At 62.2% G+C, this 21,965-nt stretch carries 22 protein-coding genes; 13 read left to right on the top strand and 9 right to left on the bottom strand.

From position 1 onward, the window contains the following. Nucleotides 1-427 precede the first annotated feature (427 nt). The 6 genes from G6N45_RS24880 to G6N45_RS24855 form a co-directional block, all read right to left on the bottom strand. Nucleotides 428-1,285, bottom strand: coding sequence for a 6-hydroxymethylpterin diphosphokinase MptE-like protein (locus G6N45_RS24880; protein WP_179965237.1), 858 nt, complete (start codon nucleotides 1,283-1,285; stop codon nucleotides 428-430). A gap of 82 nt (nucleotides 1,286-1,367) precedes the next feature. Continuing rightward, nucleotides 1,368-2,705: a lipopolysaccharide biosynthesis protein gene (locus tag G6N45_RS28430; RefSeq protein WP_407664345.1), complete on the bottom strand. Its 1,338-nt coding sequence runs from the start codon at nucleotides 2,703-2,705 to the stop codon at nucleotides 1,368-1,370. A 152-nt stretch (nucleotides 2,706-2,857) separates the two neighbouring features. Next, nucleotides 2,858-3,583, bottom strand: coding sequence for an SDR family NAD(P)-dependent oxidoreductase (locus G6N45_RS24870; RefSeq protein ID WP_163726153.1), 726 nt, complete (start codon nucleotides 3,581-3,583; stop codon nucleotides 2,858-2,860). Continuing rightward, the gene (locus G6N45_RS24865; protein ID WP_163726151.1) at nucleotides 3,580-4,512 is read right to left on the bottom strand and encodes a phosphoglycerate dehydrogenase; all 933 of its coding nucleotides are present in this window, start codon (nucleotides 4,510-4,512) and stop codon (nucleotides 3,580-3,582) included. The genes G6N45_RS24870 and G6N45_RS24865 overlap by 4 nt, the downstream gene beginning before the upstream one ends. Next, the gene (locus G6N45_RS24860) at nucleotides 4,505-5,182 is read right to left on the bottom strand and encodes an acylneuraminate cytidylyltransferase family protein (RefSeq protein WP_163726148.1); all 678 of its coding nucleotides are present in this window, start codon (nucleotides 5,180-5,182) and stop codon (nucleotides 4,505-4,507) included. The genes G6N45_RS24865 and G6N45_RS24860 overlap by 8 nt, the downstream gene beginning before the upstream one ends. Nucleotides 5,183-5,191: 9 nt before the next feature. Beyond that, complete coding sequence (locus G6N45_RS24855; protein WP_163726145.1) at nucleotides 5,192-6,163, bottom strand: glycosyltransferase family 2 protein; 972 nt, start codon at nucleotides 6,161-6,163, stop codon at nucleotides 5,192-5,194. Nucleotides 6,164-6,574: 411 nt separating this feature from the next. Between G6N45_RS24855 and G6N45_RS24850 the strand changes: the two genes are divergently transcribed. From G6N45_RS24850 to G6N45_RS24825, 6 genes are all read left to right on the top strand, one after another. Next, nucleotides 6,575-7,099: an arsenate reductase/protein-tyrosine-phosphatase family protein gene (locus tag G6N45_RS24850; protein WP_163726142.1), complete on the top strand. Its 525-nt coding sequence runs from the start codon at nucleotides 6,575-6,577 to the stop codon at nucleotides 7,097-7,099. A gap of 243 nt (nucleotides 7,100-7,342) precedes the next feature. Then, nucleotides 7,343-8,833, top strand: a complete 1,491-nt coding sequence (locus G6N45_RS24845) for a sugar transferase (protein WP_163726138.1) — start codon at nucleotides 7,343-7,345, stop codon at nucleotides 8,831-8,833. Between the two features lie 132 nt (nucleotides 8,834-8,965). Further along, a complete protein-coding gene (gene gmd, locus G6N45_RS24840) occupies nucleotides 8,966-10,021 on the top strand; it encodes a GDP-mannose 4,6-dehydratase (protein ID WP_163726135.1) in 1,056 nt (351 codons plus the stop codon). Then, on the top strand, nucleotides 10,018-10,992 hold the full coding sequence (locus G6N45_RS24835; RefSeq protein WP_163726132.1) for a GDP-L-fucose synthase family protein: 975 nt from the start codon (nucleotides 10,018-10,020) through the stop codon (nucleotides 10,990-10,992). Before gmd ends, G6N45_RS24835 begins: the two co-directional genes overlap by 4 nt. A 331-nt stretch (nucleotides 10,993-11,323) precedes the next feature. Continuing rightward, nucleotides 11,324-11,842, top strand: a complete 519-nt coding sequence (locus G6N45_RS24830; RefSeq protein WP_163726128.1) for a PH domain-containing protein — start codon at nucleotides 11,324-11,326, stop codon at nucleotides 11,840-11,842. Nucleotides 11,843-11,882: 40 nt separating this feature from the next. Further along, entirely contained in the window at nucleotides 11,883-12,476 is a 594-nt protein-coding gene (locus G6N45_RS24825; RefSeq protein ID WP_163726125.1) for a YdcF family protein, read from the top strand. Here the strand turns inward: G6N45_RS24825 and G6N45_RS24820 are convergent. Continuing rightward, nucleotides 12,469-12,840 (bottom strand): hypothetical protein, encoded by a 372-nt coding sequence (locus tag G6N45_RS24820; RefSeq protein WP_163726122.1) that lies wholly within the window; start codon nucleotides 12,838-12,840, stop codon nucleotides 12,469-12,471. The two genes, G6N45_RS24825 and G6N45_RS24820, sit on opposite strands and share 8 nt — an antisense overlap. Beyond that, complete coding sequence (locus G6N45_RS24815) at nucleotides 12,837-13,205, bottom strand: chromosome condensation protein CrcB (protein ID WP_163726119.1); 369 nt, start codon at nucleotides 13,203-13,205, stop codon at nucleotides 12,837-12,839. The genes G6N45_RS24820 and G6N45_RS24815 overlap by 4 nt, the downstream gene beginning before the upstream one ends. A gap of 73 nt (nucleotides 13,206-13,278) precedes the next feature. Between G6N45_RS24815 and G6N45_RS24810 the strand changes: the two genes are divergently transcribed. From G6N45_RS24810 to G6N45_RS24795, 4 genes are all read left to right on the top strand, one after another. Next, nucleotides 13,279-13,998: a GAF domain-containing protein gene (locus tag G6N45_RS24810; RefSeq protein ID WP_407664244.1), complete on the top strand. Its 720-nt coding sequence runs from the start codon at nucleotides 13,279-13,281 to the stop codon at nucleotides 13,996-13,998. 133 nt (nucleotides 13,999-14,131) lie between these two features. After that, on the top strand, nucleotides 14,132-15,667 hold the full coding sequence (locus G6N45_RS24805; RefSeq protein WP_163726116.1) for a sugar transferase: 1,536 nt from the start codon (nucleotides 14,132-14,134) through the stop codon (nucleotides 15,665-15,667). Between the two features lie 63 nt (nucleotides 15,668-15,730). Continuing rightward, nucleotides 15,731-16,390: an undecaprenyl diphosphate synthase family protein gene (locus tag G6N45_RS24800; RefSeq protein ID WP_407664243.1), complete on the top strand. Its 660-nt coding sequence runs from the start codon at nucleotides 15,731-15,733 to the stop codon at nucleotides 16,388-16,390. A gap of 2 nt (nucleotides 16,391-16,392) precedes the next feature. Further along, the gene (locus G6N45_RS24795) at nucleotides 16,393-17,781 is read left to right on the top strand and encodes an FAD-dependent oxidoreductase (protein ID WP_163726113.1); all 1,389 of its coding nucleotides are present in this window, start codon (nucleotides 16,393-16,395) and stop codon (nucleotides 17,779-17,781) included. Here the strand turns inward: G6N45_RS24795 and G6N45_RS24790 are convergent. Then, nucleotides 17,778-18,446 carry a GtrA family protein gene (locus G6N45_RS24790; RefSeq protein WP_163726110.1) on the bottom strand — a complete coding sequence of 223 codons (669 nt, stop codon included), beginning with the start codon at nucleotides 18,444-18,446 and terminating at the stop codon, nucleotides 17,778-17,780. The two genes, G6N45_RS24795 and G6N45_RS24790, sit on opposite strands and share 4 nt — an antisense overlap. An 85-nt stretch (nucleotides 18,447-18,531) precedes the next feature. Between G6N45_RS24790 and G6N45_RS24785 the strand changes: the two genes are divergently transcribed. The 3 genes from G6N45_RS24785 (at nucleotide 18,532) to G6N45_RS24775 (ending at nucleotide 21,924) form a co-directional block, all read left to right on the top strand. Then, nucleotides 18,532-19,734: a 5-(carboxyamino)imidazole ribonucleotide synthase gene (locus tag G6N45_RS24785; RefSeq protein ID WP_163726108.1), complete on the top strand. Its 1,203-nt coding sequence runs from the start codon at nucleotides 18,532-18,534 to the stop codon at nucleotides 19,732-19,734. Beyond that, entirely contained in the window at nucleotides 19,731-20,231 is a 501-nt protein-coding gene (gene purE / locus G6N45_RS24780; protein ID WP_163729038.1) for a 5-(carboxyamino)imidazole ribonucleotide mutase, read from the top strand. Before G6N45_RS24785 ends, purE begins: the two co-directional genes overlap by 4 nt. A 523-nt stretch (nucleotides 20,232-20,754) precedes the next feature. Continuing rightward, a complete protein-coding gene (locus tag G6N45_RS24775) occupies nucleotides 20,755-21,924 on the top strand; it encodes an acyl-CoA dehydrogenase (protein ID WP_163726105.1) in 1,170 nt (389 codons plus the stop codon). Nucleotides 21,925-21,965: the final 41 nt, after the last annotated feature.

Below are 21,965 nucleotides of genomic sequence, written 5' to 3'. Positions count from 1 at the left end.
GCCCCGTGGTCGACCACCTGGGAACGAGCTGGCTAACTTCGGCAACCCATTGGTGACGTGGCCATACGCCTCGGCGCACTGGAAGCCACATTAGGGTCGGCGGACACCCACCATCGTTACGTGCGTTTGACCGCTCTATTGGCAAATGTGACGCCGCTGCGGCGCCTCGTTGGGGCCGGGGTCGCAGCTGTCTTGTCCTGGACCTTTCATCGGGGCCAGCTTGTCCGAGTTCGTTGACGCAGCGCACACCGAGAGATCCAAGAATATTTTCCTGTGGTTTGGACTACCCTGCGGGGCCTTTCCCATCTCCGACTTCCCTAGGTGATACCTGGCTGTCTGCCGGGTGAAGACACCCGTGGGCGCTTTGCGTTCCAGTTCCGGATGTTGAGATAACTTCGTGGGCGCAACTCATCGCGCTCGACGAGAGTCAGCGGCTAAGAATCTGCTCCAACTGAACTTTCGGGAAGATGTCAAGTGCACCTCCGACGGTTGCGTCTACGATTCGGCGGCCAGAGCGCTCGAACATATCGCGCGCGAGCGTGTAAGATATTTCCGAGTTATCTAAGTCGGGCAGTTGCCACTTGAAACCTTGTGCGAAGTACCTTGGGTCGAAGTGACTGGCGTCTGCGCCTGTTGACTCCACCAACTGATTTGGCTTGCCTTGAACTGCGAATTTGTGATCCACGCCGACCAGAATCACTTCCGAGAAACCCATATAATACGCCAGCTGCATAGCTACGTAGGTGACTGTGTAGCCCTCGCAGATGCCTCTGCTGGCGTCTCGTGAGAACCACGGGCCGGCAATGCGGTTCAGGTATCCGACTGAATTTCCGTCGCCCAGCAGATCACGGTTGGTGATGGTGGTGAATAGGGGTGACTTCAAACGTTGAAAGTCGCTCGCGCACTGCTCAACGACGAATCGATTAATTACCACATGGTACGTAGTGTCGAAGCCTAGCTCGTCGAACATTAGATATATACGATTCAGGCCGAAAGTAAATTCAGACCGAAGTAAGTCAAGACTCGTCTCTTTGAGGCTGGGTCCGTTGCCAATGATGACGCATCGTTTGCCTGCATGAATATTAGCGAAGCGTTTGATGTAGTTCCTGTTGGCGCGTCCGAACGGCGTCAGCTGATTCTTGAGCGTAGCCTCTACGAGGTTTACCGGTCTGGCCCATGCGCGAGCTCTTTCTTCGCCGAGCGCATTAATCAGTACGCGTCGCTTCCAGTCGTATTGCTTCCACTGTTCATCTACAACCACTTTTTGATCCGGCGTGTCGCCCACGTCATGCTCCTACTTGTAACGATAGTTCCGAATGTCCGTGTCAGTCCTACATTACTCGTTCGAGTGTGACACATTCGCGGCTTTATCTCTCGATGGGCCGTAGGCATAGCAAGAAGGCTGTAGCGACTAGGGCAAGTCCTAATCCCCCGAGTAACTTGCCGCCCGCCGAGCCAACAGGGGATAGGGCGGCCGCAACACCGACTGCGAGCGCCGCAGCACCAGACACCATCTCAGGCCAACACCGGCACCACGACTGCCAACGCACGTTCAATTTCAGTAGTCGACCAAGGCCAAGGGCGATCAACAACATCGCCGTAAAGCCAATAGCGATTGAATAAGCGGCGCCGATTGCGCCTTGTGATCGTCCAACCAGCAACAACAGGATCAGCATTAACGCAGCGCCGGCGCTGGACGCCAATGCAACCGGCCTGGTTGTTCCTGCCGTTTGGACCTGAAAATTTGCCGGAACGAGGTACAAGCCGTACGAGGCTTGTCCCAGCAGCAGGATCGCGACGACCGCAAAAGCTGGCCAGTAAGAGGATGGGAACACCCACTGCCCTAGCAGCGCGAGAGATGACCCCACCAGTGCCGGTACGGTTACTGCGAGTACTAACTGCAGCCTGACCGTTGTAAGGGTCGCTTTCGAAGGAGCCGGGAATTCTTCTCGAGAGTACTGGGGCATGGAGGCTCGATTTATTTCAGACAGAATTAAGTTGGCGACGGAAGCTATATTCCATCCGAGGGACAGCAAGCCGACCTGGGTGAGTGTCGATACCGCGGCCATTACAGGTCTGCTGAGGGATGCAATGGCCCAAAATGACGCTTTGTGGGGTACGAGTGGCAACGCAAATCTCAAGGCCGACCTGATATGTCTCGACGTGATCGCGGCGCGCACTGGAGGTACAAGAAGTAACGCGATAGCGGCAGAGGCCATCGCGGAGATCAGATCAGAAATCACCCATCCGGTCACACCGAGCGGCCAGATAAGAACTAGCGCAATCTTCGATCCCGCCATAAAAGTTATCGATGTCAAAGCTAGCCATGCGAACCTGCGCAAATCCTGTGTTGCCTGAACAACAGGCAGGGCGAAACAAGTCGTGGCCGGTAGAAAGCCTACCGCAGCTAACTCAACACTCCAAATATGTCCACTTACCCCTAAGAAGCTTGGTACTAGCAACGCAACTAATCCAGCGGCCATCAGGCCCACCGATGGCATGACGACGTAGCAATAAAGGCCGGTTAGGCGGAGTAGAGCGGGCGAGGAGTCGTCGTCGCGGGCGGCGGAACGGAAGACTAGAGAATCTAGGGGTTGCGCAAGCACTGTTGTCAGCAGTAGTGAGGACGCAGTCAACATTGACGCTTTACCGTACTCAGCTGGGGGCATTACCTGCGAGATGAATGGCAAGATAATCAGCGGCATGCCGCGCTGCAGGCCGGCCAATAGGATATAGACCGAGGCTGCGTGGCCGGTCTTTCCTAGAAGCTTCATCCAAGGACCAAATTTCTTCGACTCCGGAACTTTTGGCAGTCATCGGTGGTAGGCCGCGCTACACCCTCGGAACGAAGGAGCTTCTATTCCGAGCCGAGGCGGGCGGTGGCGCCGCCATCGACGGTGATAACGGTGCCACTGATAAAGGTAGCTTCCTCGCTGATCAGAAACGATACGGCGGCAGCAACGTCGCTGGGACTCCCGATTCGCTCGAGTGCTGTGCGGCTCCGCAGCGCCGCCATCCTGTCCTCGACTGAGGCGCCTTCCCAACGCTGAAAGCCCTCGCGAAGTTTCGCAGTATCGATCGCACCTGGAGACACAGCGTTCACACGGATCTTCGGTCCTAGGTCAAGCGCTGCCGAGCGAACCCAGCCCTCAAGTGCTGCCTTCGTGGCAGCGTAAGCAGTCAGACCGCCCGTCGTAGCGCGTGCGTGTACGCTGCTTATCGCTACCACCGAACCCTCGTTTGATGCAAGATTGTGAATTGTCGCGGATAGGAGCGCGTCGACCGCGATTACATTCGTCCGGAGGATATCGGTCCACTCTGCTATCGGCGTTTGACCAGCCCCGCCGATCGGCTGCGCCGCCGCATTGTGAATGACGGCCTTCAGTTCGAATTCTTCTGAAATCTGGTGGCTAAGCCGTATTACGTTCGCGGAATCACGTAGATCGAGTTCGTAACTTATGTCGGACACCGGGCTGGGGCGGAGATCTATACCGATCGCAAGGTATCCGTCTGCGCGCGCCCGTTCGCAGAGTGCCTGCCCTATGCCACCAGCAGCGCCAGTAATGACGACAGCACGTCTCATCTCGTGAGCTCTTCAATCAAGAAGTCAACTGCAGTAGTGCTAGCGCGTTTCACTCCCTCACGGGTGTTCGAGGCGTTATGGGCCCCAAGCACCACATTGCTGAGCGACCGCAGTTCACTCTCTATAGGAAGGGGCTCCTCTTCGTACACATCGAGAGCGGCGCCTGCCAGACGCCCTTGTTGTAGCGCCTTAATCAATTCTGCCTCATGTACCACAGGGCCTCGGGCTACGTTGATCAGGAACGCGTCTGCCCGCATATGTGCCAGCCGCTGGGCATTTATCAAATGGCGAGTTTCGCTTGTCAGTGGGCAGGCCAAGACAACAAATCTGCTGCTCGACAACAGAGGGTCGAGCTCAATGAGAGAAGCGCCGGCCGACTCAGGAGCTGCGAATGGATCGAATGCCACAACATCCATCCCGAAGCCTAGGCCACGGCGGGCGATCTCGCGGCCTATAGCACCATACCCCACAATGCCTAAACGGGAATTGGCCAGCGTGATTCCTTCGAACTTCGGCCACTCACCGCGCCGAATAGATGCGTCGATAATCATGTGGCCCCGCGCAAGGTTGAGAATGTAGCCGAACGCCGAATCCGCGACCTCGGCTCCAAACACCCCTGGCGTGTTTCGGACTGACACGCCACGTTGCTTAGCTGCTTCGCGGTCGACAGAATCCATCCCAATTCCCCAGCGGATTACCGTCTTTAGTTGAGGGCAACCCTCGAAAAAGTGCCGATCCAGTTGGTCGTCGCCCGCTATCATCCCCACAACATTAGAACTCATTGCGAGTAGATCGGAAGATTCGAATTGTTGGCGGTCACCAAGATCAGGCGCTATTACGGTGTACCCAAGTTGTTCGATGCGTGATCGATGATGTGGTAATTCAACCTGCATTTGCTTACAGGTAATGAGTACGACTGGCTTAGTCATATGTCAGGGCTCTCCGCTCCGCAAGCGCTTCGGCCAAAGAGAAGTCTTCCTCCGTATCAATATCAACTGCCTCGAGCGGAGCCATCTCGACCATGAACGGACGCAGCCCTATCCGGTTCCGGTGCTCCCGAAGTAGTTGCGGTGTGAAAATGAAAAAACATGAGTTCTCAATATACAAGGGAGGTAGGTCTTGCGTCCTTAATAATACGGATGGGTCATGGTTGACTGGCTGCATAGCCTCGTCCCACAACCGGGCCTGAAGTCGTGTCACGCTAAAGATCGAATCAATTTCGCCGCGCGATTCGAGAAACTTTCTCAATGCGCTGGACACCGTTTTCGACTTGAGGAACGGGTTCGTCGAATGCGTTTGAAGTGCGATATCGGCGTCGACTTGATTTAAAGTATTCAGTAGTACTTCGTTCATCGGGATATTGCCATCTCTCAGGTGTTCTGGACGTTCGAGTACCGTGACCTCGGGAAACGACTTTGCGCAATCGGATGCTATGAAGTCGCTGTCGGTGTCTATTACTATCTGGTCAATCTCGTCGACCGAGCTCAAGGTTCGAACCACATGGTGATACAGAGGAATTCCCGCTAATCGGCGGTAGTTTTTCCCCGGCACCCTTTCGCTATTATGGCGCATCGGCACAACAGCCGCTATCTTTGTCATTGTTCTCTGCTAAACTCCAAATGAAATGTCTTCTGAATAAACAATCTTCCTGCCCGGCGCAATCGGAGCAGGCACCTTTTGAGCCTCCGCTGGATAGTAGAAGCGTTCGAGCAGGCGCGCCGATACGTTAGCAGGCTGTCGGAATCCTTCCCAGGCGCCAATGAATTGAGCTGAGCGAAAAGCTGGGATACCCAAGAGATTGCCTCGCAACCGCTTTGCCTTCGCGGCATCGAGGTAGTCGCCAGCGATGTTTGAGACTGCTAGACCGAGGGCTCTGGACAGCGACATCTTGGAGTCATCGACGATGCGGGCGTAGGCTATAGCTTCTCTCCGGTATCGGTTACGCGTAACGCCCCAAGATTCTTCGTGTACGTGCACCACAGGTGCATCCGCCACGTAGGCAATCTTGTGGCCTCTGCTCAGTGCCTTTTGGGCAAAATCTAGATCTTCTAGGCCCGTCAAACTTTCATCGTAGGGAGAGGTCTCCCACAGTGTCTTAAGGACCGCAGCATTCGCGTTGTTGCTAAAAGGATGACTCTGATCCCAGATGTTATCTGTGGGGAACCACTTCAGCATTACGCGCGACTCCGAGAATTTTGTTCGTTCGTCGCCGACTTGACGCCCGTAAGCGATCGCCACTCCTGGTCGGCGGAATGCGTTCGTCAAGTGCTCAACATACGTGTCGTAGACCGGGTACACGTGTGCGGATGCGAAGAGAAGTATATCGCCCGATGCGGCTTCGCAGCCGCGATTTAATGCCCGGCCAAATGAGAATTCATTCTTGGCAATTCTTACTATTACGCATCCAGCTGCCTCGGCTATCGCGACGGTGTCGTCAGTCGAACCGGAGTCGACTAAGACAACTTCGTGCGGTTTCACGGTTTGTAGCTCAAGTCCCTTCAGCAGGCGGCCGATGTGCTGTCCCTCATTGAAAGCGCGAATTACTGCGGAGACCTTCGGAATGTTAGCCTTATCGCTCATTGCTGTGTAACACCGTTAAGAATGAATCGGCGATGGCGGCCAGGAGTTGCCGAGATTTGCATGACACGGTCACCGTGGAACTGCAGGACTTTGCAGCCCGGTTGGACCTCGACACCCCCAGGGCCAATTTGCCCTTCCTGCCATCTTCCCACGTTGCGCAAAGTACCCCCTTATGTACGTCCTCGAGACGAGCGCAGCTTCGTTGCACATGAAACGTAACGCATGTTCGCCGCCGTAACTCGCTGGGACTCCTCGACGGTACTGCGTGCTTGTGAGGTGTGAGATGGTTGCAATGCGGGTTACAGCCGTCACATGGTCGAGGGAAGGCGTCGGATGCGACAGGGGCCGGATGTGCGTTCCCCCAACGCCGTACGGTCGTTAGGCCGACGCTCTGCTCCCCGAGGGATCTGAATGCAACTTCTGTTTGTTTGTACTGGGAACATCTGCCGATCACCCACCGCTGAGCGACTCGCGGCGCAGTTCGCGAGTGAACGTCGGTTGGTAGGCTTGAGATTTTCTAGCGCGGGGATCCGCGCAGTGATAGGGCATCCGATCCACCCGGGATCTGCTGCTGTTCTGCAGGTGTTAGGTGGTGACCCGTCCGCGTTCCAAGCTCGACAGCTCACGTCGCGGTTGGCTTCCGCTGCGGATCTCATTCTGGGTATGACGAAACAACACCGCGAGGCTGTCCTCGAGATCGCTCCTCAGAAGTTGCACCGAACATTTACCCTCGCGGAAGCCGCGCAGATCGCACTGTTAACAAACGCGCGCACCGTTGAAGATTTGTCTAATGGCCGCGCTTTCATCCCCGCAGAGCAGGTGCCCGACATCATGGATCCGATCGGACGGGCTCGAAGCGTGTTCGACGCAGTGGGGGCGAAGATCGCCGAGCTCCTCCCCCCAGTCCTCGACGTTTGCGAGCGCTCGCTGGGGTGAAGCTACGCAGTAGGCGGCGCCCTACCGCCCTCGCAGAATCGCTTCTTCGTGCGAGATTGCTTCGCCTGTAGTCGAGGTCTTCTACAGGGTCCGACACTGCCGAGGGTTACGCACACGTGAATTCACCGTGATAGCGCCGCGCTGGCGTGTTACGTTGCCGAGCGAAGCCGTTGTTCGTGTTGAGATCAGCGGGTGCGTTGCGATAAAGTCGCAGCGCAAGGGGAGTAAAACGCGGGGGGACGAGTGACGGCAGTAAATGACAGGGTTGATGTCTCAGCAAACATTGTTGCTATACCAGCCAAAGTCCCGGCTTGGCAACGCGGATATTCGCGCCGGCTTGTAGCGCTAGACGCGGCCGGCGTGCTCGCAGCCGTCGGCCTGGCGCAATTCCTTCGGTTCGGTGGCTTGGGTGGCGAGGCGGCGGCTCCCGGCTTCGTTGACTACCCTCTGCTGTCTGTCGCGATCGCTGCCATCTGGTTGGTAGCGCTAACGATCAATCACTCGCGGTCGCCTCGAATCATAGGCTCGGGAACCGAAGAGTACAGACGCGTATGGTTGGCGACCTTGGCGGTGTTTGGTGGCGTCGCGATTGTCTCTATGCTCCTCAAGCTCGAGATTGCTCGCGGTTACATGATGATCGCGCTGCCCGCCGGCATTTGTTTTCTCACGCTATTTCGGTGGTGCGCTCGCCAGGTGGTAGTTCGAGTGCGTCAGAAGTACGGACGTTGTATAACCAGGGTGTTGGTGGTAGGGAGCGCTCCAGCGGTTCGTGATCTGACCACGTCGTTGCACCGGGAGCTCAGGAGCGAGTACGAGGTCGTAGGGGCTTGCATCCCGGGCCCGATTCCCCGGACCAAGATTGATGTTCCCGGCGTCGGTGCGATCCCTACCTTTGGCGATGAGTCGAATGTCGTAGGGGCGGTAACTGCGACCAATAGTCACGCCGTCGCGGTGACGGCTACTGAAAGGCTCGATGGGCGCGGCATCCGCGACCTCTCGTGGGAGCTCGAGAAGCTGGATATAGATCTATTGGTAGCCCCCGGTGTGGTTGACATCGCAGGTCCTAGGTTGCAGATGCGCCCTGTCGCCGGACTGCCGTTAATTCACGTCGAGAAGCCTCAGTACCACGGTGCTAAGCGGTTCCAGAAACGTCTGTTCGATCTTGTTTTCTCCAGTGGAGTCCTGGTTTGCGGGTTGCCGGTTCTGCTGGTGGTTGCGGCAGCTGTCAAACTGACCAGTAAAGGGCCGGTCTTCTACCGTCAGGAACGGATTGGACTCGACGGGGCGCCTTTCGAGATGATCAAATTCCGTACGATGGTCGATGGCGCGGACAGAATGATAGATAAACTCGCCGCTCTGAACGAGAGCGATGGCCGCGTACTGTTCAAGATTCGCGAGGACCCGCGAATAACCCGTGTGGGTAAGTTCCTCCGCAAGTACAGCATTGACGAGCTCCCACAATTCATCAATGTTCTCAAGCGCGACATGAGCGTCGTCGGGCCGCGGCCACCGCTGGCCAATGAAGTCAAATCTTACGACGATTACGCCAAGAGACGTCTGCTCGTTCGTCCTGGCATTACAGGCCTTTGGCAGGTCAGCGGGCGCTCGGACCTCTCTTGGGAGGATTCCGTTCGGCTGGACCTGTTCTACGTCGAGAACTGGTCGATGATTTCTGACCTCATTATCGCGGTCAAAACGGTCAAGGCGATGCTGGGTCACTCCGGCGCTTACTGACCATTCTCGCCTGGCCTGCCGCGGGAACATACGTGCGGGCTGTTCGCGGTCGCCGTGAGGTGTCAGGGTTTGCCCGGTAGGCTCCTTTTCCGACTGACCTTGGCCGCTCGTCGGCCCGATATGGGGGACGTGATGACGAAACGCGCTCTGATCACCGGCATTACCGGTCAGGACGGTTCTTACTTGGCGGAGCTGTTGCTTAGTAAGGGCTACGAGGTTCACGGCCTCATCCGCCGCGCATCGACGTTCAACACGTCCCGTATCGATCACCTCTACGTCGATCCGCACTCGCCGGACGCTCGCCTGTTTCTTCATTACGGCGACCTCAGCGACGGCGCACGGTTGGTGACCCTGCTGGCGGATATCGACCCCGACGAGGTGTACAACCTCGCCGCTCAGTCCCATGTCCGGGTCTCTTTCGACGAGCCTGAGCACACCGCCGACACGACGGGTACGGGCACAATCCGCATGCTCGAGGCCGTTCGACTCTCGGGCATCAAAACTCGCTTCTATCAGGCGTCTTCGTCGGAACTCTATGGCGCGACTCCGCCGCCGCAGAATGAGGACACCCCGTTCTATCCCCGGTCCCCGTATGCCGTCGCGAAGCTTTACAGCTTCTGGATCACCAAGAATTACCGCGAGGCGTACGGCATGTTCGCCGTCAACGGCATCCTCTTCAACCACGAATCACCGCGACGGGGTGAGACATTCGTGACCCGCAAAATCACTCGTGCGGTCGCCGCGATCAAGGCCGGCCGGCAGGAACATGTGTACATGGGCAACCTCGACTCCATCCGTGACTGGGGCTACGCACCTGAATACGTCGAGGGCATGTGGCGAATGCTCCAGGCCGAGGAACCCGACGATTACGTTCTGGCGACGGGCGTGGGGATCATGGTTCGGGAATTCCTCGAGATCGCTTTCGATCACGCGGGCTTGAATTGGGAGGATCACGTTCGCTTCGATGAGCGCTACCTCCGCCCCACGGAGGTCGACGCTCTGATCGGGGACCCGTCGCGGGCTGCGAAGAAACTTGACTGGGTGCCGACCGTTGATGGCTGCCAGCTTGCGCGTCTGATGGTCGACGCCGATATCGAGGCGCTCAAGCACGCCGGCCGGCCATGGATCGACACGGTGCAATTGGAGTCGTGGGTGACGCCGTCCACCGACGACGCGAGAATGCCATGACCGAAGAACTGCTGTATACGCCCAAAGAGTTGGACCGCGACGCGACGTTCTATGTGGCGGGACATCGAGGCCTTGTCGGATCGGCGATTGTCCGTCGCCTAGAAGCTGCGGGTTTCGCCAACATCGTCGGAAAGAGCTCAAGCGAAATGGATTTGAAGGACCGCGACGCCGTCTTTCAGTTGTTCGGCGAGGTGAAGCCGACGTACGTGGTGCTCGCGGCGGCGAAAGTCGGCGGCATTCTTGCCAACAGCACCTATCCAGTCGATTTCCTCAGCGACAACGTCCGCATCCAGGTCAATGTGCTTGACGCAGCACGAGAGTCGGACGTCGAACGTCTACTGTTCCTCGGGTCGTCCTGTATCTACCCGAAGTTCGCCGAGCAACCGATCCGCGAGGATTCGCTGCTCACCGGCGCACTCGAGCCCACCAACGACGCGTACGCCATCGCCAAGATCGCAGGCATCCTCCATGTTCAAGCAGTGCGCCGGCAGTACGGCTTGCCGTGGATCTCGGCAATGCCGACCAACCTCTACGGGCCCAATGACAACTTCTCGAGAAGTGGGTCTCACGTGCTTCCAGCCCTGATTCGGCGCTACGACGAAGCCGTCGCGACAGGTGCAACGTCTGTGACCAACTGGGGGACTGGTAGCCCGCGGCGCGAGTTCCTCCATGCGGATGACATGGCCGATGCGTGCCTCCACCTTCTCGAACACTACGACGGCCCGCAGCAAGTCAACGTCGGGAGCGGCACCGATGTGACGATCCGCGAGATCGCCGAGACCATTGCCTCCCTGGTCGGCTACGAAGGCGAAACGAACTGGGACACCACGAAGCCCGACGGAATCGCGCAGAAATTGCTTGATGTCTCGAAGCTCGCAGAAGCCGGGTGGAAGTCCAAGATCGATCTGCGCGAAGGGCTCGAACGGACTGTTGCCTGGTACCGCGAACACGTCAGCGAACTTCGAGTCTAGGAGGTCTCGCCGCGCTCTAGAGCTCAGCGCGTTAGCCAACGGGCCAACAATCGGTCCACCCATGTGTGTGACTCGCAGCTACTGTGTTGAAATCGCGGACATTCGCACAGCGAACAGTCCGTCCCCGCTCGATAATGCTCGTGAGCCGAGCCCTCGTGACCACACCGACACGTTTCGACCCGCATCGTGATCAAGCTACGCGTGACTAATGCTTTCGCTGGCAAACACTGAGAATTTCCTGAGTCGCGTGTCCAGGGCGTCCCGACAACGTTGCTCGAGATGCCGCCGAGATTGGCCCGCACGAACTGCCGCCGCTGAGTACAGTGCCTCCGTGGGCTATCCCGAGAACGTGCTGGCGCAGGACGAACACGTCGTCCTGCACCGCCACCCGCACTGGGGTCGTCTCACCGTCCCGGCGCTCGTCCTCATCGTCGCGACTGCCGCCGCCGCATTCCTTGCCGGCTACGTCAACACTCTTGCGTGGCAACCGTCCGCGAAGAACATCGTCTTCCTCGTCATCGCCGCCGTCTGGCTCATCCTCATCGGCTGGCTCTCGGTCTGGCCGTTCCTCAACTGGTGGACCACCCACTTCGTCATCACCGACCGCCGCGTCATGTTCCGGCACGGCCTGATCACCCGCTCCGGCATCGACATCCCTTTGGCACGCATCAACAGCGTCGAGTTCCGGCACGGCCTGCTCGACCGCATCCTGCGCACCGGCACGCTGATCATCGAATCCGCCTCGCAGGACCCCCTCGAGTTCCACGACATTCCCCAGGTCGAGCGCGTCCACTCGCTGCTCTACCACGAGGTCTTCGACACCCTCGGCTCGGAGGAATCCCCGAGCTGAGGCGCTGCACACCTCACGCTCCTGCAATACCGTGCAGAACATGGGGGACAGGCGGCGATCAGGAGTGCGCGCGGGGCCGCTCCCGGCGGCCCTGATCGCCCTCGTGATCGTGCTGTTCCTCAACGGCGCCACCGGCACTGTCTTCTTCGCCCACGCCCAACCCGACCCGCTGCGCAAGGTCGACGCGATCGTCGTCCTCGGCGGCGAACACGACGGCCGGGAGGCCTACGGACTCAAGCTCGCCGAACAGGGCTACGCGACCACGGTCCTGATGTCCGACCCCTACGGACCGCGTGACCCGGTGATGAAGAAGTACTGCAAGCGCCGCGCCGACATCGAGGTGATCTGCCGGCCGCCGGTGCCGTCCACCACCCGCGGCGAAGCGCTGCTGACACGTGCCGTCGCCGAGCAACGCGGCTGGCGCTCCGTCATCGTGATCAGCTGGCGATACCACCTGCCGCGCGCCCGCCGGATCTTCGACGTCTGCTTTGCACCGCCAGGCCGCACGGTGGTCATGCGCGACGTCCCGCGCAGCTACCCGTTCTCCGTTGCCCGCTGGCAGTACACCTACCTTTACCAGTACGCGGCCTGGGTCAAGGCCGAAGTCCAAGGCTCCTGCGACAACATCACGTGAGCTTCTTGAACAGCGTCTCCCCGCCGCGCACCGCGAGGTAGCCGAGCAGTGCGAACGTCACCCCCACCACGCAGTACACCGCCAGCCTCTTGGTCACCGACACCGTGCTGTGGACCGGCGCGTCCCCGCCCACCCACATCGGCGATGCCACGGCCATCGTCACCATGCTCGCCGCCGACCCCAGCACGCCATACCCCAACACCGCCGTCACCTTCGGCGAAAGCAGTTGTGCGCTCAGCAATCCCATCAACCCGCACATCGCCGCCGTCGCCAGCAGCAGCCGCGTCCCCGTCGGCCGACGCATCAGCAGAGCACCGACAGCCGAACCCATTGCGCCGCCGACCGCGACCAGCACCCACGTCATCGCGCCACCACGCGCGCCACCAGCAATCCGCACAGCAGCCCGGCCACCGCCGCCGCAGGCGTCCCGATCAGGAACGCGATCGACAGCTTCGGCGGCTGGCTGATCGTCAGCACCGCCCATGCGCTGAGACTCGCCGCGCTCGCGCACACACCGAACACCGCCGTGCGCAGCGGCGACGTCAACCCCACCGACACGAGGAAGCCCGCCACCATGAACGCCACCGCGGCCGTCACCGTCGTCGACACGAAGACGTGGCGCGGCAGCGGCCAGGCCGTGGCGGTCGCGTACCGGATGATCGCACCGGCCGTGCCGCCGACAACGAGAGCGGCCGTGTGGGTGGGGGATTGACGGTGACGGCCGGGCACCCGCCCAGGCTATGCGGATGCGGCTTTCGCTGCTCGGGCAACCGCTGACGCTGATGTCAGATACCGTGAGCAGGTGTCTGGCTCGCTGAAGCGTTTTGACGAATGGCTCAACCGCCAACTCGAACAGTGTGCGCGCGACGCAGGCGAGGACGTCAACACCTATGTGGCGCGTGCGGTGGCGTCGAAGATGGTGGCCGACCAACGGCTGGCCGACACCGCGGCTGTCGAGCGGCTGATGGAGCACCTGTCGGACTCCGGGGTGTTTGCCGGCACCGACATGCCCAGTGTGTCCACTGTGATCGCGGACCCGAACCGGCTCCGCGCGCTGTATGCCACCGGGCTGCTCGACTCGGGGCCAGAGGAGATCTACGACCGGATCACCCGCGCGGCAGCCGACGCCCTCGACGCTCCGCACGCCCTCGTGTCGCTGGTCGACGTCGACCGGCAATTCTTCAAGAGCGCCGCCGGCATGGAGATCAGTACGCCGGAGGAAAGGCAGACGCCACTCGACCGGTCGATCTGTCAGTACGCAGTGGCAAACGGATTGCCGCTGATCCTGGAAGACGCTCGGACTGACCCGGTGTTCAAGAATCATCCCGCCGTACGGGACGGCACCGTGGTCGCCTATCTCGGCATTCCCTTGACCGACGACGAGGGCAACGCCATCGGCACGCTGTGCGTATTCGACACCAAGCCGCGGCTGTGGGGCACCGGTCACGTGCAGGTCCTCACCGATCTCGCTGGCCTTGCCGCCGAGCGCATCTTCGGTCCGGGTGGCAGCCGAGCGAACTGAGCCAGCTACGCCGCCCGCCACTGTACGGCCGTTCAAGTCGGCAAATTAACATTCGCGGATGGCAATTTGACTGCAGCGGGCCCTCAGCACACTTACAGTTGGGTTTCTCAGCGCCGTCCGGGGGAATTCGCGCATGCAGCTCGACACGAAGCAGTCGGTGCACACACCGAGCGCGCGTCCGACGACGCCATTGCTGCGTGCCGTTTCGCCACTCGTCGTCGAGAAGCCGTCATTGTGGCGTCGCGCTTACCACTATCTGCGCAACGAATCTGGCTATGTGGCCGTCAGCGTGGGGCTGGACATCTGGGCCGGCTTCTGGGCCGTCATGATCACGCACTGGTCGGTCGACCGGAGCATCGACAGCCGCGGTGTCCTGCCGTGGACCTGGATCTTCATCCCGATTCTCATCGTGTTGCTGATCAGCCGGTCCATGTACAAGCGCAGGCTCAGCCATCGCTTCCTCGACGAGTTCGAACCCGTCGAGACGTCGGTGGCGGTGGCCGCGCTGTTGACCTTGGCGGTCATGTCGCAGGTCATCCCGAAGTTCCAGCCGGGCCAGGTCGTTCAGCCATATCTCCGATCCAACGACGTGATGCTCGAAATCTGGTTATGGGCCGCAATTCTGGTCCCGGCGGTCCGGCTGTGCCGGTCGCTGACGCAGCGCTACCTGCGCCGCAAGTTCAGCTTCGGGAAACCGGCGATCATCGTCGGCACCGGCCCGATGGCCCACCAGATCATCACCCGCATGCGGCAGGTCCCCGATTTCGGCCTGCGCCCCGTCGGCATCCTCGACGACGTCCGGCCGTCCACCAACGAAGCCGAGGGAGTCCCGTACCTCGGCACCGCGGACAACCTCGAGCGTGCAGTTGCCACCACGCGTGCCGAGAAGCTGATCATCGCGCACTCGGCAGTGCCGGACGACCAGCTCTCCATCATCGCTCAGCGCGCGCACCACCTCGGCCTGAAAGTCCGTGTGGTGCCGCGCATGATGGACGTCGTCACCGAGGGCGCCACGATCGAGCACCTCGGTGGAATCCCTCTGATGGTGTTGTCCCACACCAATCCCAAAGGCTGGCAGTTCGCGGTCAAGCACGCCATGGACCGCACCTTCGCCACCGCCGGCCTGGTGCTGATCTCGCCGCTGTTTCTGACGCTGATGCTGTTGGTCCGGCTCAGTTCGCCCGGACCGATCTTCTTCGGGCAGGACCGGATCGGACGTGACGGCAAGGTGTTCAGTTGCCTGAAGTTCCGCAGCATGCGGCCCGCCGACCCGGCCGGCGAAGCGTTCCACCTCAAGGACGGCGCAGCGCCCGGCGGTGTCGAGGGCGAAGACCGGCGCACCTGGATCGGCAAGATCATGCGCAAGACGTCGATGGACGAGTTGCCGCAGCTGCTCAACGTGATCCGGGGCGAGATGAGCCTCGTCGGTCCGCGGCCCGAGCGCCCGGAGTTCGTGGAACTGTTCGAGATGCAGATCCGCCGCTACGGCGACCGGCACCGCGTCAAGGCCGGCATGACCGGCTGGGCGCAGGTGCACGGCCTGCGCGGGCAGACCTCGATCGCCGACCGCGCCGAGTTCGATAACTACTACATCGAGAACTGGTCCATCCTGCTCGACCTCAAGACCCTGGCTCTCACTGTGCTGGCTGTCCTCAAAAGTGCGGAATAAGCCAATGTCCGACGGGTTTCGACGTCCCGTAATACTCTTTGCTGGGGGAGTCGAGCGGTTGGGGTGGGTGTGGAGCTTGGACCGGACCACGTCGGGCTGATTCCCGACGGTTTGCGGCGGTGGGCGGTCGGTAACGGCACCACGCTCGCCGAGGCTTACCTGCGCGGCGCCCACAAAGTCGTCGAGATCCTGCAGACCCTTCAGGGACACGGCGTGCGAACGGTTTCCGTGTACAACCTGAGCCGCGCCAACCTCGGCCGCACCCACAACGAACTCGACGCCGTCTACCAGGCCTCGCTGCACTTCCTCACCACACTGATCCCCACCCACTTCGACGCGGCCCTCTGCAGCTTGCGTCTGCACGGTGATCGAAAAGCCTTGCCCGACAATTACGTTGCCGCCGCCCACGACCTCGAAGTCGCGATGACCGGCAGCGCGTTCCGCATCAACATGCTCGCCGCCTACGACGCCTACGACGAACTGCGCGACGCACACCGGCGCGCCCAGCAGGAGGACTGCGACATCGCCTCGGCGCTCGAGATCGGTGAGGTCGACCTCGTCATCCGCACCACCGCCGAGCCGCTGCTCAGCGGATTCCTGCCGCTGCAAAGCCAATACGCGCAGCTGCGCTTCCTCGACACCCCGCTCAACGACCTCACCACTCAGCACATCGACGACCTCATCGCCGACTACCGCGGCGTGGCGCAACTGCGGGGACGGTAACCATGGAGCGCACCCCGCTGATCATCGGCGCCGGGCCCGCGGGCCTGTCCGCCGGCCTCGAACTGACGCGGCGCGGCGTCACGCCGCGGATTCTCGAATCCACCGGCGGCATCGGCGGTTTGGCGCGCACCCAGGTCGACGGCGACTGGCGCATCGACCCCGGCGGGCACCGCTTCTACACCCGCAGCGAGGAGGTATCCGACCTCTGGCGATCCCTGCTCCCCGAAGACCAGTGGCTGGCCGTGCCGCGCAGCTCGGCGATGCTCGTCAACAACCGGTATGTCCGCTACCCCCTGATGGGGAGGGATCTGCTCTTCCAGCTCGGGTTCAGTGACGTCCTGCGCGGCGCCGGCGGCTACACCTGGGCCCGATTCCGTCGGCAGACCCGCATCGAGCCCCGCGAAGCCAGCTTCAAGGATTGGGGCCGCTCGGAATTCGGCCGACACTGGTACGAACTCTTCTTCGACGGCTACGTCCGCAAGACCTGGCTCGCCGACCCCGAGAACATCGCCAGCGACTGGGCCAACCAGCGCATCAAGCCGATCGGGTGGCGGCTGTCGAAGCACGAGCAGACCGCCGACCGGGACGTGTTCCGGTATCCGCGCCACGGGCCCGGCCAGCTGTGGGAAGCCGCGGCCGGCAGGCTCGAGGACGCCGGCGTCGAGGTCACGCTGAACGCGATGGCGACCAGCGCCCGCTACGACGGCCGCACCTGGACGGTGTCCACCGACCGGGGCGACGTCCTCACCGGGGACGCGCTGTTCTCCAGCATGCCGCTGCGCCTGCTCGTCGGAATGCTCGACCCGGCGCCGCCCGACTACATCCGGGCCGTCGCCGACCAGCTGCGCCACCGCTCACTGATCACCGTCGCGGTGGCGCTGCGCCAGCACTACGACATCCCCTACAACTGGGTGTACACCCCCGGCCCGAACTTCCACGTCGGCCGCATCCAGAACTACCGCCGTTGGTCGCAGGACCTCTGCCCGAAGGGCTTCAACGGCACCTACCTCGGCTTCGAATACTTTCTGCTGCCCGACCAGGACCTGTGGCTGGCCAACGAGTACGGCCTGGGCGCGATCGTCGAACGGGACCTGCACCAACTGGGCTTCAAGAACCCGCAGATCGAACGGGTGATGATTAGCCGGTCGAAGTTCGCCTACCCCATCCACGACCCGGCGCGCGACCGCAGCGTCGTCCGCATCCGCGACTACCTGCGTGAGCACTACCCGTCGCTGCACCCGATCGGCCGCAACGGCATGCACCACTACGACAACCAGGACCACGCGATGCTCAGCGCGATCCGCAGCGTCGGCAAGTACTTCGGCGAGAACGTCGACCCGTGGCAGGTCAACACCGACCTCAGCTACCAGGAGCAGGGGCTGCGCCGCTAAGACGTCTTCGAGATCCGGGTCTCGGCGTCGTACTGGCGCGCGCGCCGGCGCGACGACCGCATCGGCGTGACGGTGCCCTCGGTTCCCTCAACCGAGTGCCGGAGTTCGTACCCGTCCTCGAGCGCCTCGGCGATGCCGCCGCCGGTCAGCGTCGACTCCAGCGCCTTGTCCGGATTGCGCGCGAACTCGTCGGGGAAGACGAAACGGCGGAACGCCCAGAACCGGAACGCCATCTGCAGCAGGTTGCCGACCACATAGGCCGACACGAAGTCCGCGACGTTCTCGGTGAACAGCGAGACCATCGGCGCGCGCAGCATCAGCACATAGCTCGAGACCCACAGCGGGGCCATGCTCAGCAGCACGCCAACACCGCTGACCCCGAAGAACAGCAGCGCCTCGTGGTGCTTCTCGCGCCCACCCCGGTCCCGGAAGCTCCACTCCCGATTCAAGATGTACGAGGCGATCACCGCGACGATGCCCGCGATGATCTTCGCGGTCACCGGCTTGGGCTCGAGGATCGTCAGTTTCAGCGTGAAGAAGATCGCCGAATCGATGACGAACGTGGTGGCGCCGACGATGGCGAACTTGATGAGCTCATGGTGCCGCTCGGCGTAGGGACGGAGCGGCCCAGGGAGACGCTTGATCGTCGCATCGGCAAAGGACACAAGGAGCGAGTCTACGGAAAACATGTTGCAAACACCCAAGCGCGCAGTAACCGCAGGTCAACGATGTGGTGTAGGTCATGACACGATGTACGGCGTGCCACGAACCGGATCCTCCCACCCCGTCGTCGCGATGGTCGGCGGCGGCCAACTCGCCCGGATGACCCACCAGGCGGCAATCGCGCTGGGCCAGACGCTGCGGGTGCTGGCCGTGCGCAGCGACGAGTCCGCCGCCCAGGTGACGCCCGACGTCGTCCTCGGCCACCACACCGACTACGACGCGCTGCGCCGTGTCGCCGACGGGGCGACCGCGCTGACGTTCGACCACGAGCACGTCCCCACCGAACTGCTGGAGAAGCTCGTCGCCGACGGTGTCCCCGTCTTCCCGCCCCCCTCGGCGCTGGTGCACGCACAGGACAAGCTGGTGATGCGTCAGCGACTGTCCGCGCTGGGCGCGCCCGTGCCGCGGTTCGCTTCCGTGACGAGTACAGGCGAGGCGGAGGCCTTCGCCGTCGAGGTCGGGGGACCGGTGGTCATCAAGACCGTGCGCGGCGGCTACGACGGCCGCGGTGTGGTGATGGTCGACACTCCCGAGGACGCCCGCGACGTCGTCGCCCGCTACCTGGCCGACGGGGTCGCGGTGATGGTCGAGGAGAAGGTCGCGATGCGCCGCGAGCTGGCCGCGCTGGTGGCGCGCTCGCCGTTCGGGCAGGGCGCGGCGTGGCCGGTGGTCGAGACCGTGCAGGAGGACGGCATCTGCGTGACGGTGATCGCGCCGGCGCCCTCGCTGCCGTCCGACGTGGCCTCTGCTGCTTCGGAATTGGCGTTGCGGCTGGCGTCCGAACTGGGCGTGGTCGGGGTGCTGGCCGTCGAGCTGTTCGAAACTGTGGACGGGGGGTTGCTCGTGAATGAGCTCGCGATGCGCCCGCACAACTCCGGGCACTGGACCATGGACGGCGCCCGCACGTCGCAGTTCGAGCAACATCTGCGCGCGGTGCTCGACTACCCGCTGGGCGACACGTCACCGATCACGCCGTACACGGTGATGGGCAACGTGATCGGGGCGCCGTCGACCCCGCCGATGTCGATGGACGAACGCGTGCACCACCTGTTCGCGCGGCTGCCCGAGGCCAAGGTGCACCTGTACGGCAAAGAGGAGCGGCCCGGCCGCAAGATCGGCCACGTCAACATCGTCGGCACGGACTGGGAGTCGCTGCGCGAGCGCGCCGAGCGGGCGGCACACTGGCTCTCGCACGCCGAATGGACAGACGGATGGGACCCGCACGCATGAACCCCAGAGTGGGCTTGATCATGGGCAGCGACAGCGACTGGCCGGTGATGTCGGACGCCGCCGAGGCGCTCGCCGAGTTCGACATCCCCTTCGAGGTCGGCGTCGTCTCCGCGCACCGCACGCCGGCGCGCATGCTCAGCTACGCCCAGGACGCGGCGGGTCGCGGCATCGAGGTGATCATCGCCGGCGCCGGTGGGGCGGCGCATCTGCCGGGCATGGTCGCTTCGGCCACGCCGCTGCCGGTGATCGGCGTGCCGGTGCCGTTGGCGCGGCTGGACGGTCTCGATTCCCTGCTGTCGATCGTGCAGATGCCCGCGGGCGTTCCGGTGGCGACGGTGTCGATTGGCGGGGCACGCAACGCGGGACTGCTGGCCGTCCGGATCCTCGGGGCGTCGGACCCCGAGTTGCGGTCGCGGATGGCGGGCTTCCAGGCCGGTCTGGAGAGAATGGTGCTGGAGAAAGACTCGGCGCTGCGGCAGCGGCTGCTGGGGGACTAGTTTTCGCTGCTGGCGTGGGCTGTGACGGTTGTGGCTGCTCGGCAGGTCGGGCGCGCTCAGCAGAGTAATTGCTGACGCAAGCGTCAGACGGTTGCTTGGCAAACTCGGATTGATGTCCGTGAAGCCGCTCGCGGCCGGCTTCTGAAGGCAAATGTGATCTTTGTCACACTACCGAGAGTGTGACGGGAACGGGTCGGTCAGGACGCCCGGAGGACGACGACCGGCTCGGCGCTCTGCACCGGAGCCGCGGCCTGGATGTGGCCCGTCTGCGCTGCGTGGATGCCCGCGTCGACTACCGCCGAAGCGCGCATTATGTGGCGAGTACCGTTCCAACCACACTCACAGTGCGCGGTGCGGCGAAGGGCCGGACCATCGATGTACACCTGCATGTTTCGGAGAATAACCAGGAAAGTTGAGAACCAACCATGTCCGTCGCTGAACTTCGGCTGAGAGGGCGGACCGGCGGACTTCGCGTCGCAGTGCGAGCACGGTAAAGTTACCGGCGAGTAGCAAGGAGATCATGATGGCTGGATGGGGCGGAAATCCCTCGTTCGATTTGTTCCAGTTGCCCGAGGAACACCAGGAACTGCGCGACGCGATCCGCGCGCTGGCGGAGAAGGAGATCGCTCCCTACGCCGCCGACTGCGACGAGAACTCGCGCTTCCCGCAGGAGGCGCTCGACGCGCTGGTGGCCTCGGGCTTCAACGCGGTGCATGTGCCCGAGGAGTACGACGGCCAGGGCGCCGACTCGGTGGCGGCGTGCATCGTCATCGAAGAGGTCGCGCGCGTCGACGCGTCGGCCTCGCTGATCCCGGCGGTCAACAAGCTGGGCACCATGGGGCTGATCCTGCGCGGCTCGGATGAGCTGAAGAAGAAGGTGTTGCCGTCGATCGCCTCCGGTGAGGCGATGGCGTCCTACGCCCTCTCCGAGCGCGAGGCAGGCAGCGACGCCGCCGCGATGCGCACCCGCGCCAAGGCCGACGGCGACGACTGGATCCTCAACGGCGCCAAGTGCTGGATCACCAACGGCGGTAAGTCGAGTTGGTACACGGTCATGGCCGTCACCGATCCCGACAAGGGCGCCAACGGCATCTCGGCGTTCATGGTGCACGTCGACGACGAGGGCTTCACGATCGGCCCCAAGGAGCGCAAGCTCGGCATCAAGGGCTCGCCGACCACAGAGCTGTACTTCGAGAACTGCCGCATCCCGGGCGACCGGATGATCGGCGACCCCGGCACCGGCTTCAAGACCGCGCTGGCGACGCTGGACCACACCCGCCCGACCATCGGCGCGCAGGCCGTCGGTATCGCGCAGGGCGCGCTGGACGCGGCGATCGAATACACCAAGGACCGCAAGCAGTTCGGCAAGAGCATCTCCGACTTCCAAGCGGTGCAGTTCATGCTCGCCGACATGGCGATGAAGGTCGAAGCCGCTCGGCTGATGGTCTACAGCGCCGCGGCCCGCGCCGAGCGGGGCGAGGGCAACCTCGGCTTCATCTCCGCGGCGTCGAAGTGTCTGGCGTCGGATGTCGCGATGGAGGTGACCACCGACGCCGTGCAGCTGTTCGGCGGCGCCGGCTACACCATCGACTTCCCAGTCGAGCGGATGATGCGCGACGCCAAGATCACGCAGATCTACGAGGGCACCAACCAGATCCAGCGCGTCGTGATGAGCCGGGCGCTGCTGAAGTAACTCTGCCGCGAACGTGCATTCCCGGTAGCTCTTGTCGCCTC

The organism is Mycolicibacterium psychrotolerans, from assembly GCF_010729305.1.
GTDB lineage: Bacteria > Actinomycetota > Actinomycetes > Mycobacteriales > Mycobacteriaceae > Mycobacterium > Mycobacterium psychrotolerans.
Note: the sequence above shows the minus strand (reverse complement) of the source record. Positions and strands in the feature narration are given on the sequence as shown.